The organism is Nostoc sp., from assembly GCF_036917355.1.
Taxonomy (GTDB): Bacteria; Cyanobacteriota; Cyanobacteriia; order Cyanobacteriales; family Nostocaceae; genus Nostoc.
Genome location: NZ_JBALDP010000032.1, coordinates 1 through 11,656 on the forward strand (window position 1 = coordinate 1; position 11,656 = coordinate 11,656).

Genomic DNA, 11,656 nt, shown 5'->3' on the forward strand with positions numbered 1-11,656 from the left:
TCTTTGACGTAGGGTTTGGATGCCTCCCCCAGATTTCCTAATGCCACTGCTGCACCGGAACGAACATCTTTATCAAGAGTTTTATCCTTGAGGATTTTGAAAATTTTCTGAGCAATATCCTCTGGTTTCTGAACCACCGATTTGAAATTTTTTAGATCATATTCATTGAATTTACCAAAAGCGAGTTTCTTTACTGCGTCATATCCATCATCAAGGGCAGCAACTATACCGTTAATCTGCCACGCTTCTGGCTTCGGCTTAGGCTGTTCTTTCGCACTCACCCAAGGCAAGGCAAGGAGGAGAGTCAACAGCAGGATAAAGGGAAAAAGGAAAAAGGGCGACGATCGCTTTTTAATTATGTGCAGATACATTTGTATAATTCGTAATTTTATTTAGATATAAAGATTCTTTCTGCCCTTTCTTTAGTAGGGAAAGAGAAGGGAGTTAGGTTTTTTACTAGTAAAACAGGAACCGCTACAGTTATCTTTTTATGGTCTGATAACTCAACCTAGCTAGAAATGGAATATTAATGTAATTATTACAGGAATTTAAAAAAAGATGCTCAGAGTATAATAATGAGCTTACTTGAGCGATGGTGCGACGCCGATAGCGAAGCGTTAGCGAGTCCGCGAGCGTCATAGCCCATCGTAGACATCGCCTACTCAAACCACTGCACGAGATAATAACAATACCTCGTTCAATTGTTAGCGATCGCAAATGTCTTTTGATAACCTTTGCAAACTACTGTCCGAAAAACATCCTGCGACCTTTGCCAGTTGGGTTTTAGGTACACCACAAACTTCTGTCAAAGTCCTCAAAACCGAATTGAGCATTGAACCAATTCGCGCTGATTATGTAACATTTTTACAGCTACAAGGACGCATTCTCCATCTGGAATTTCAAACCAAACTAGAATCTACGCCACCCCTACCCTTGCGGATGCTAGATTATTGGGTACGCTTGTATCGCTTATATCGTCTACCAATAACGCAAGTTGTCGTATTACTGCTTCCCCCTGCACCAGGAACAGTAATTGAAACTGTATTCTGTGTCGAAACTACCCGTCATAAATATCGTGTTATTCGCTTATGGGAAGAAAATCCCGAACCATTCCTCAATGATCCAGCTTTGTTACCACTAGCACCACTGGCGGCAACCACACAACCCCAAGCTTTGTTGCAACAAGTTGTGGTCAAAGTTAATCAACTTGAGCCAAGACAACGGCCAGAAATTTCCGCGTATACCCAAATCTTAGCGGGGTTAAAATACAATCAGGACTTGATTCGACAATTATTTCGGGAGGGTATGATGCGCGAGTCAGTGATTTATCAAGAAATTCTAAGAGAAGGGGAAGAACGAGGAGAACAACGAGGAGAACAACGAGGACGGGAAGAAGGACGAAAGGCAGAAGGGCAATTGCTGATTCTCCGTCTGCTGACTCGACGGGTGGGAGAATTACCCCAAGAGGTGCTAGACCGTATTGAAACTCTCTCTTTAGAACAATTAGAAAATCTTGGTGAAGCATTATTGGATTTTCAGGCTCAAGCGGATTTAGAAGCCTGGTTTAGTACATTAGAGTAGCAACTAATTAAATCTAGTCTCTATCTCGCTCGTCAAAATCAAGACTTGATTCGACAATTATTTCGGGAGGGTATGATGCGCGAGTCAGTGATTTATCAAGAAATTCTCGCTGAAGGTGAACAACGCGGCCAACAACGAGAACGAGCGCTGATTCTCCGTCAGCTTACTCGACGGGTGGGAGAATTCCCCCAAGAGGTGCTAGACCGTATTGCAACTCTCTCTTTAGAACAATTAGAAAATCTTGGTGAAGCATTGTTGGATTTTCAGGCGATGCCTACGGCGGTAAACTACGCGGATTTAGAAACCTGGTTTGGTACATTAGACGTAGGAGTGAAAATAACGTAGCTACAATTTATGAATTATGCCTACCAAGGATTTCGGGCAACGCATAATTAATTTCACTCCTATGTCTATTAGATGAATTTTTCCATTTGAGCCAATGTCTGATAACGCTAGGGGAAAAAATAGTTTCAGAAGAACGAAAACGAGTTGAGCTTGTCAAATCGCCACATTAAAGTTCAATTAGCTTGAATCCCCAAGGTTTGAGAGCCGCTAAAGCTATTTCTTCTTTTACACCCTCATAAGCCTCCCATTCCAACGGGTGTTCTTTTGGATGTCCGTCGCCGACATTACCTGCAACTTTAATTATTGGACAGTTGGCAATGCGATCGCGCTCCAATCCTCTTGGAATTGCTAGTTCGATTTTGTGCCCGATAAACTTCGCTGTACTATCATTAGCTACAGATTCACGAATTAAACAAATATCACCAGCAGTCCCCCAAGTCGTTTGGTAAATGTGGAGGAATGATATATAAGTTGCAGGTTTGATGGATCTTTTTAGAACGTGCATTATCTGTAATCCTTACACTATGAGTCAAAAATCATAAATCATATAAGTATTTTCTATCACGTTCGTAGGGAAGAATGTTCTTAAATCACATTTTGCACCTAGCCCAGGCGATTAGAAACCGCCTGGTAGAGGATGTAAAGCTTAAAAGACGATAATCGCCCACATACTAACTCCCAAAGCGATCGCTGCGAGGTGTTGCCAAAGGAGCGATAGTTTCGCTAAACCCTTTGGTGTACCCACTGATTGCTTGGCAATTTTTTGCGTTAATAACATAGTCATCAACACGGAGAAAATTATCGTTGTACCTTGCAAAAAGGCAATCACGGCGGGGTGAGCAACTAATATTGGCAATTGTTCGCCACTCAAACCAAGAGTCGCAAAGGTAACAGGTAAAATCTTACCGCCTTCGCCTAAGCCCAAACGTAGATAGTGAGCCAAGTTGCCTCCCAAGACTAATGGTAGATAGCCGTAGGCGAGTTCTACAAAGGATCGAGGCTTACGGTTAAAATTGAACACTTGGATCAAGCCATAAGCCCCAAAGGTAAGAGCCGCAGGAATAATTAACACTAGCAGCGATAATCCCAAGTGCTGCCAAAAATCAGTTAAATCCAGTTGCAGCCCCAACCAAGATTGCAATTCTGGTAAACGATGGAGATAGATACCACCCAACAGCAAAAACAATAATGCTACTTCATAAGTGCGGGGTACATGAGTTGTCCACAGTTCAATTCCAGGGGGACGCAAGTTGAACTCAACGGAACGATGGGGACAAGCTTTCAGGCAAGTCATGCACAGTACGCAATCTCGGTTATCTTCTAACTGGGCTGGGTGTGAGTATAAAGGACATCCATTGGTTTCTAGCCCTTCGCCTTTTTGCGGCCCGCCTTTATAACACTGATACGTGGTGCAACTAGCAGAACATATCCCTTGCTGTGCCCGGAGTTCCGTCATTGAGAGTTTGGCAAATAAACCATTCATCCCACCGATGGGGCAGAGATAGCGACACCAAAACCGCCGCTCAAAAAGAGCCGAGAAAATCATCGCCCCAGCAGTAATTAACAGCAGCAAACAAGCACTGAGATAAGCAGTATTTTCTAAATGCCAGAGTTCTTCCCATAAGAAAATTAGGGTAAATAAACCAAAGAGGAACCATCCGCCCCATTTTTCACCTTGTTCTCTCGGCCAGCGTTTGAGTTTTCGAGGCCACAGCCACAAAGAGAGCTTTTGGGTGATTTCTCCATAAATCATGAAGGGACAAACAGAACACCAGATACGCCCCAAAAAGGGAAAGAGAAATAAGAAGAAAGGCCACCACCAAGCCCAAAATAGATTTAAGACGAAATTGCGATCGCGGGTTTGCGGCCCAATAAATAATATTGCCACAACGATCGCAAAAGCCGTTGCAGTAAAACCATAATTAATGCGATCGGGCCACCAGTCACTACGTAAAAACCGCCTTAAAGAAGGATAGGCATTTAACAGATTTACCCGAAATCGTTTTTTCTTAGTTTCGGCTGGCCAGAAAATTTCTTCTGTTAATTCATTCGCACCCTCAGCTTGCACGATTGCTCTTTCTACCAGGTTTTTCAATTCTTTGAGGTTGCCAGGAAAATCATAAGACTGGAGGCGACGCAGAGCTTCTGGGGTGATGTGCGGTTTCGGAACGCCTCTAGAGCGAATGTAGAGACTAGTATAATATTCAACCTGTGTCTGAATATCAGCTTTCCGCACCCGTAGCGGTGGTACTTTAATAATGTGACCAACAGAACGTTCAATTGTCGGCTGAGTTTTTTCTGAAACAATCAGAATTCTGGCTTTACTGGGACGAGCTTCGGCTACTGGATCTCCAGAACGACTGACGGGGGTATATGTACCAGTTTTGAGCAACTGCGTCACGGCAGGTAATAATTCTTCGGGCAATTCTTGAATGTTGTTGAGAACTAGAGTACCTTCTCCCAACCATTCCAACAGCCCTGGTTTGCCGCCAGCACGACCAAATAAATCTGCGCCGCTAGTTTGGAGAATACCACAATTGACTTTAATAATTGGTTCTCGCCGTTTGGGAGAACCAAAGTGGATGAGAGCTGCTATATTGTCTTTTTCTAACCCTGGTTCTCCGAAAATATCTACTGATTTGCGATCGGCAGCCGCTTCTCGAATTTGCTCCCGCAGCCGCACAGCATAGCGACTTGTACCGACAATTCCCCGTTGTGCTTTGGTAACTAAATATGGGCGCAAGGCAATAGAACGTTCTTGTTCATAGCCAAGTGCAGATGTTACCTGAGCTAATTCTTGAGCCAATTGACGCGAAAAAGCCTGAGCAATTTCGGGGTATTGAGTGACTAATTCCCGAAATTTAGCAGCAGGTACAACCCACAAGTGACATTCGGTTACTGTCGTAATTGTGAATGGAGTTGATTCATCCAACAGCAATTCTTTGAGTTCAATCACTGCACCGGGAAGGAATCCACAAGCTAAAGCTGGGTTGCTTTGATTAGTGCTATTGCTTTCGAGTTGACCTTCTACAAGAATATAAAGGGCTTCTGGAGAATTGCCTTCACTAACTAAGTCAGTTTCGGCACTCACTACTTGTTCTTCAATTACTTGAGCGATCGCATTTAATACTTCAGGTGAGAGAATTCCTAAACTCGTGCGTTCTTGTAGCCATGTAACCGTTTCTGGAGATGTCATATTTAGTTCTCCCTGTAGGCTGCTGTATAACAAGAATTATCGCTGAAAGGGTATGTCAAAATATCTATATTCAGTGGTTGTGCATTAATACATAATGTGCAATGACTTATTGTCCAAGTAGACTCACTCTACTTAAGTCCACTAAACAACGAATGGGCAAACAAAGCGGCTTGAGTGCGATCGCGTAAACTCAACCGACTGAGAATATTAGTAACATAGTTCTTAACAGTGTTTTCTGAAAGAAATAGCGATTCGGCAATTTCCCGGTTATTGGCTCCACAAGCAATTAACCGCAATACATCTAATTCTCTGGCTGTGAGTTGCGCTAATTCTGGAGGAGTTTGCACAGACTGGACAGGTGCAGTAATCGGCGTGAGTGCTTTCTCAAACAATCCCGGGCCGAGTAGGGTTTGTCCTTTATACACGGATCGAATTGCCAACATTAATTCATCTGGTTCGGTGTCTTTGAGCAAATAGCCCTTTGCACCCAGCCGCATCGCCTGGAAAACATACTCATCATCATCGAAGGTGGTGAGGACGAGAACCTTAATGTCAGGATATTGTTGAGCGATCGCTTTTGTGGTGGCGACTCCATCCATTACGGGCATCCGAATATCCATTAGCACAATATCGGGTTGCAGTGCGGCAATCTGTTCGAGTGCCCGTTGCCCATTCTCCGCCTCACCGATTACCTGCATCTCTGCATTCGACTCAAGCATACTCTTGAGTCCCTGGCGAATAAGATGCTGATCGTCAACTAATAAAATCCGAATCATAAGCTAGCTTTGATAGTGGCAAAGAAACAGAAATACAGCAACCTGTTCCTAGTTGACTGTGAAGATTTAACTGACCGCCCAGTGCAACCGACCGTTCTCGCATCCCTTGTAGTCCAAAGCCAGTTGTATTTTGAGTAGGGTTAAACCCTTTTCCATTATCTTCGATTGACAGATGAATCATCCCAGCGTGAGCCAGAAGTTTAACGGTGACACTTGTTGCCTCGGCGTGTTTGCAAATATTTGTCAGCGATTCTTGCACAATGCGGTAGAGGGCTGTGTTTACTTCTGTTGGTAAAGTGTACGGGAGATCGATTTTACAGGATGGTTCAATACCTGTGGTTTGCTGAAAATCTATCAATAGCTTTTCAATCGATGATTTGAGAGATTGCCCTTGCAAAGGATTTGAACGCAAAACCGAAAGCGATCGCCGAATTTCTAGCAGCGCTTCAGCCCCCAGTTCTTTTGCCTGTTTGAGAAATGTCAATGCTTTATCATTATTTGATTGCCAAAACAACAGAGTATTATTAATCTGAATGGTTTGGGCGGCGAGAGTGTGTCCCAACCCATCATGAATTTCGCGGGCAATTCGGTTGCGTTCCTGCAAGGTTGCCTGATCTTCAATCCGCAGAGCATATTGGCACAGTTGTTGATTGATGATTTCTAATTGCTGATGGGCAATTTCTAACTGCTCTCGACTTTGGCGCTCTGCAAGCAGGGCATTAATTAACAATAAAGCGAATACTAACGTTAAGCTAAACAATAATATATTACTTAATCGCCAATCCCAGGACATGGCGATTAGCCTATCTCGCATAAAATTCTCAGGTTCAATAGGTCTTAATAAAAGCAGTGTTGCATGAGATAGCAAAGATAAACCCAAGACAACCAACTGTCCCGATAGCTTAAACATCAGACAACTCCGCATTACCAGTACCAGACATAGCAGCAAAACGGAGCGAGGAGATAAGCTATGTTGAGTCGCTGGTAGCCAAATTAAACCGAATTCCAGGGCTGTATAAAATAATTTTGTTTCCAGCTTCACCATTGGCAGTCTCAAGCCCATCAAGCTGAAAATGGCGATCGCCAGAACTCGTAGCAGCAACGACCAAGACAATTCAAACGGCAGTAGAACTTCCATGAACGCTGCCGTGGCTAATAACAGCCACTCTAGGTAAAGCAACAGACGAAAAGATGGGTAGGTCAAGCTAACCATAGAACTGTTCCAAATCAATGGTCTTTCTAACAAAACCATAGGTATTTTCACAATTTTAGAGGGAAATAGGTACAGAAGGCAGGAAGCGAGGTTCAGAGATGGGCGCTGTTGTAATACTTGTCGGGTTTTGGGGGAAAGGGAAAAGGTTAAAGGGGAAAAACATTATGTATCAAACCTTAAAATCCTTTTTTCCTTCCCCTTTTCCCTTTAACCGAGCAGTATTGGTCGCTGTTTAGATAAAACTCTCCTTTCTATATAACGAATCTGTCTCTAGTATTGATAGAGCCGTTCCGACTAATTAATTATTTCTAAATTAGGAAAAAAGTCACAATAACTTGAGTACTTTTTTACTGGTCAGGTTAGGAATTCTAGCTCATGTGCAAACTCATTCCAACTTCTAAGATTAGCTGGTGTGAGTAAAGCAGTAAATTTCAAACATCTTCTAAACAGTCATAAACCGAAATTGAGTCAGAACAGTTCTATTACACACAACAAAAACCAGAGAAGTAAATGATTAAAAAACAGATAATTTTACCAACCCTGCTATTTGCAACTATCCTAATTGGAGGAATAACAGGTTGTACCAGTTCTAAATCTCCAGATGTGTCTCAAGAGAATGATTCTGGCACAAAAGTAGCTGATACTTCTACCACTAACTCTCCGGCATCGAATACGCCAGAACGCGCTCAAAAGCGCGAAGAAATTCGCAAGCAAGTTGAGGCAGTTTTGACCCCAGATCAGGTAAAGGAATTGTCAACGAAATTACAAAAAGGCGAAAAAATGCGTAAAGCAGTGTTGAGCCTAAATCTTACTGCTGAACAAAAGACTAAAATTCAGGATATTTTTAAGACTGTCTATCCCCACCGCAAAGGAAAATCTCAAGATAATTCCTAGTAGTTTTATCAAAACAGAATTCAGGAGTCAGGAGTCAGAATTCAGAATTCAGAAGAAATTATCTGCGACTTATGGTATTCAGCCTTTCATTAATTGCATTCTGGATTCTGAATTCTGGATTCTGTATTATTCTTCAATAATTAAAGTATGTTTAAACGAAAATTTCACGTCAAGATAGAACTGGCTGTTATAGCCGCAATCCTTGTAGTAACTAGTCTATACACTTCCAAAGCTCTAGGTAAACCACAACCTAGCTCTCAAAAACTGGTGGATGAGGTGTGGCAAATCCTAGATAAAAATTATGTTGATGTCAGCTTTAACCATCAAGATTGGCAAGCAATTCGACAGCAGTATCTTAGCCGTTCCTATAGTTCCAAGAAAGAAGCTTATGGAGCGATTCAAGAAATGGTGGCGAAATTAGGCGATCGCTACACCGAGTTTTTCGATCCCCAAGAATTTAAAGCCCTAAATAACGACATTTCTGGCAACCTCAGTGGCGTAGGGCTGGAACTGGCACAGAATGAAAAAACTAAAGCCTTAACCGTTGTCGCCCCAATTCAAGGAACGCCTGCTTTTAAAGCGGGTATTTTACCGGACGATGTAATTGTCCAAATTAACGGTCAAAAAACTCAGGGGATGAAAATTGACGATGCCGTGAAGCGGATTCTCGGCCCTGTGGGAACCAAGGTAGTACTCACGATTCAACGGGGTAGCCAGTCGGAAACTTTCAAACTTACCCGCGCCAATATTGCTATCCATCCTGTAACTTACAACACGCAAACAACGCCGGCGGGTAAAATTGGTTATATTCGTTTGCCAGAATTTACGCAAACTGCTCCCGCAGAGATGCATCGCGCAATTCAAGCATTAGAAAAACAACAGGTGCAGGGCTACGTTTTAGATTTGCGTTCCGATCCAGGTGGACTGCTGGATGCAAGTTTGCAAATTGCCAGTATGTGGTTGAAACAAGGGGCGATCGTGTCTTTGGTAAATCGAGACCAAGTGAAAGAAAGCTACGATGCATCGGGACATTCTCTCACCGACAAACCCTTAGTAATACTGGTTGATAAGGGATCTGCTAGCGCCAGCGAAATTCTTTCGGGAGCGCTACAAGACGACAATCGCGCCACCTTAGTAGGAACTCGCACCTTCGGTAAAGGTTTAGTTCAAGCCGTAGAGCCACTAGAGGATGGTTCGGGGCTGAAACTAACGATCGCTAAATACTACACACCGAAAGGTCGAGATATCAATCATGTCGGCATTACCCCAGATATTAACGTGGCATTAACCGAGGCACAACAGAAAGCCTTAGTGCAAAACCAAACCTTGGGAACATTAGCCGATCCTCAGTATGCTAGCGCCATTGCTGACCTGAGCAAATTAATTCAGTCTGGGGGCAATCATGTGAGTTTACAGCGTGGGAAATGAAGCAGGCAGAGGGGTGGTCACTTCCAATACGGTTCGGTTAAGGGGGAAAGGGAAAAGGGAAAAGGCTAAATTCAAACTTTTCCCCCTTACCCCTTACCCTTTTCCCAAACAAAAAGGGAGAAGAAAATTGCTTATCCGAACCGTATTGTGGTCACTTCGACTACGCTCAGTGACCACCTCGCTCGTGGACTCGCTCTAAGCGTTGGCGTCTCTGAAAGAGAAGCCTCTCGTAGAGAAGGCTTTACGCTGCGCTATCTGCCTCTTGCCTTACTTTAACAAGCTAGGAACTGTATCTTTCTATCATGTCAACCCGCAAAGCCCAACGACTTCAAATTTGTGAACCAGTCCCAGGTTTGCAAATCTTAGTTCAACTCAGCAACACTCCTTTAGTGCGGACAATCATAGCTATTGTTACCCACCATCAGCTAGCGATCGTCGGGCTGGTATTTGTTGCCACCTTGGTTTTTGCTATGCGAGAAAACGCCCCTTGGCTGACAGTACCTAAACAGGTAGCGATTGAATTCTTTTCTGCTGTATCCCAGTCTCTAGCAGCTTTATTGGGTGTGTTAATTGTTTTTCTCACCTTTACTAGTCAGTTGATCGCTCAAAGAAGATATGAGGACTACTATACACTTCAGATTCAGATTGACCAACTGATTCGTCTAACTCAGTCTCTTCCCCCCGAACTAAATAATTTTGATGAAACTCTGATCGCACTGATTAACTATTTAGTTCCCTTACATTTAAAGGATTTTCCAATTTGGTCAACTAGCTCTCAGGTGTTACCTTGGGACAAGCTTTTAGATGATTTCAAGAATGAACATGAATTGACGCAAGTGCAGCAACAATGCTCCTTAGCTACCCATCTGCACCAACAACAAATTTTACTTGTCATCAATAACATGGAAGAAATCCTAGAGAGATTTTCCCGGCTTTACAATCGCATCCTAGAAATGAGTCGGTTCATTCTCGCGATTGTCAAGCTGTCATTTCTTCTAGGAGTTTCGCTAGTATTTTTGCTGCTATTTGGCATTATCGATTTGCAAAGGAAATTTCCCGATCTCAGCCTACCTGTAATTGTTTCATTAGCAATTTGGGTATTGATTGCTCTTTTGGAACTAGTTCTTGATACCTGGTTCTTTTATAAAAACCTCTATGGTTCATCAAGTCATTATTTGCACTTTTTCCCCAATAAAAAATACCCCAATTAATAGGCAGAGGCTAACTCAACATGAGTAACTTAACATCATTACCAGATACTAAAGCTATTCACACAAGCAAAGCATCTCAATTTACAACTGATACAGTACGTGCTTATCTTCAAGAAATTGGGCGGATACCTCTGTTAAGCCAGGAGCAAGAAGTTTTTTTTGCCCAACAAGTTCAGCAGATGATGAAAATACTTGCTGAATCCGAAAAACTGACTGTTGAATTAAATCGTAGCCCCACACTGTCAGAATGGGCTGACCAGATGCAGTTAAGCGAACAAGAACTACTTCAAAAGCTAAATCAAGGGAAAAAAGCCAAGCAGAAAATGATGGCGTCTAATCTCCGGCTCGTGGTGTCAATTGCCAAGCAATATCAGAGACGAAATTTAGAACTGATGGACTTAATTCAAGAAGGTACTCTGGGTTTGGAAAGAGGGATTGAGAAATTCAATCCGGCTTTAGGATACAGATTTTCAACCTACGTTTACTGGTGGATTCGTCAAGGAATTACCAGAGCGATCGCTCAACAAGGACGCGCAATTAGATTACCTATTCACATCAATGAAAAGTTAAATAAAATTAAGCGCGTTCAGCGAGAGTTATCTCAAAAACTGGGTCGCGTTCCTACTACTACAGAAATTGCTCATGCACTTTCTTTAGAGCCTAGTCAGATTCGACAATATCTAACTTTGGCTCGTCAAACTATTTCTCTCAATCTTCGAGTTGGCTCAGAGAAAGATGTAAAGTTAGAAGATTTAATCGAAGATGATAGATATTCTGAAAATGGCTATACTACTGAGCAATCTCTCAATCAGGAACTTGAAGAATTATTGTCAAGTTTATCTAGACAACAACAAGAGATATTAAACTTACACTTTGGTTTAACAGATGGAAATGAACTTTCTCTAGAACAGATTGGTCAGCGCATGGGTATTAGTCGGGAACGAGTCAGACAGATAGAAAAACAAGCTCTCCACCTACTATATCGGCAGTTGAGAAGTAATAAATAAACGCA

General features: G+C 42.6%; 10 protein-coding genes and 1 pseudogene. 6 read left to right on the plus strand and 5 right to left on the minus strand.

Features of this window, described 5'->3' with window-relative positions; genetic code table 11:
* Window positions 1-371 (minus strand): annotated as a pseudogene (locus tag V7K53_RS09385) (HEAT repeat domain-containing protein); the annotation flags it as partial.
* Between the two features lie 346 nt (window positions 372-717).
* Between V7K53_RS09385 and V7K53_RS09390 the strand changes: the two are divergent.
* Together V7K53_RS09390 and V7K53_RS09395 are read left to right on the plus strand one after the other, a co-directional pair.
* Window positions 718-1,581 carry an Rpn family recombination-promoting nuclease/putative transposase gene (locus V7K53_RS09390; protein ID WP_335197260.1) on the plus strand — a complete coding sequence of 288 codons (864 nt, stop codon included), beginning with the start codon at window positions 718-720 and terminating at the stop codon, window positions 1,579-1,581.
* A 72-nt stretch (window positions 1,582-1,653) separates the two neighbouring features.
* On the plus strand, window positions 1,654-1,926 hold the full coding sequence (locus V7K53_RS09395; RefSeq protein WP_442940477.1) for a DUF4351 domain-containing protein: 273 nt from the start codon (window positions 1,654-1,656) through the stop codon (window positions 1,924-1,926).
* A gap of 166 nt (window positions 1,927-2,092) precedes the next feature.
* Here V7K53_RS09395 and V7K53_RS09400 read toward each other — a convergent pair whose 3' ends face one another.
* The 4 genes from V7K53_RS09400 to V7K53_RS09415 all read right to left on the minus strand — a co-directional run bounded on the left by V7K53_RS09400 (window position 2,093) and on the right by V7K53_RS09415 (window position 7,111).
* Window positions 2,093-2,431 carry a hypothetical protein gene (locus V7K53_RS09400; protein WP_289798597.1) on the minus strand — a complete coding sequence of 113 codons (339 nt, stop codon included), beginning with the start codon at window positions 2,429-2,431 and terminating at the stop codon, window positions 2,093-2,095.
* 141 nt (window positions 2,432-2,572) lie between these two features.
* Complete coding sequence (locus tag V7K53_RS09405; protein WP_335197261.1) at window positions 2,573-5,122, minus strand: sigma 54-interacting transcriptional regulator; 2,550 nt, start codon at window positions 5,120-5,122, stop codon at window positions 2,573-2,575.
* A 128-nt stretch (window positions 5,123-5,250) separates the two neighbouring features.
* Window positions 5,251-5,898 carry a response regulator transcription factor gene (locus V7K53_RS09410; RefSeq protein WP_335059123.1) on the minus strand — a complete coding sequence of 216 codons (648 nt, stop codon included), beginning with the start codon at window positions 5,896-5,898 and terminating at the stop codon, window positions 5,251-5,253.
* On the minus strand, window positions 5,876-7,111 hold the full coding sequence (locus V7K53_RS09415) for a sensor histidine kinase (RefSeq protein ID WP_335197262.1): 1,236 nt from the start codon (window positions 7,109-7,111) through the stop codon (window positions 5,876-5,878). The genes V7K53_RS09410 and V7K53_RS09415 overlap by 23 nt, the downstream gene beginning before the upstream one ends.
* Before the next feature lie 510 nt (window positions 7,112-7,621).
* Here V7K53_RS09415 and V7K53_RS09420 point away from each other — a divergent pair.
* From V7K53_RS09420 to V7K53_RS09435, 4 genes are all read left to right on the plus strand, one after another.
* The gene (locus tag V7K53_RS09420; protein WP_335197263.1) at window positions 7,622-8,005 is read left to right on the plus strand and encodes a hypothetical protein; all 384 of its coding nucleotides are present in this window, start codon (window positions 7,622-7,624) and stop codon (window positions 8,003-8,005) included.
* A 147-nt stretch (window positions 8,006-8,152) separates the two neighbouring features.
* On the plus strand, window positions 8,153-9,433 hold the full coding sequence (locus V7K53_RS09425; RefSeq protein WP_335197264.1) for a S41 family peptidase: 1,281 nt from the start codon (window positions 8,153-8,155) through the stop codon (window positions 9,431-9,433).
* A gap of 302 nt (window positions 9,434-9,735) precedes the next feature.
* Entirely contained in the window at window positions 9,736-10,644 is a 909-nt protein-coding gene (locus V7K53_RS09430; protein ID WP_335197265.1) for a hypothetical protein, read from the plus strand.
* 20 nt (window positions 10,645-10,664) lie between these two features.
* A complete protein-coding gene (locus V7K53_RS09435; RefSeq protein ID WP_335197266.1) occupies window positions 10,665-11,651 on the plus strand; it encodes an RNA polymerase sigma factor, RpoD/SigA family in 987 nt (328 codons plus the stop codon).
* The last annotated feature ends 5 nt before the right edge of the window (window positions 11,652-11,656 follow it).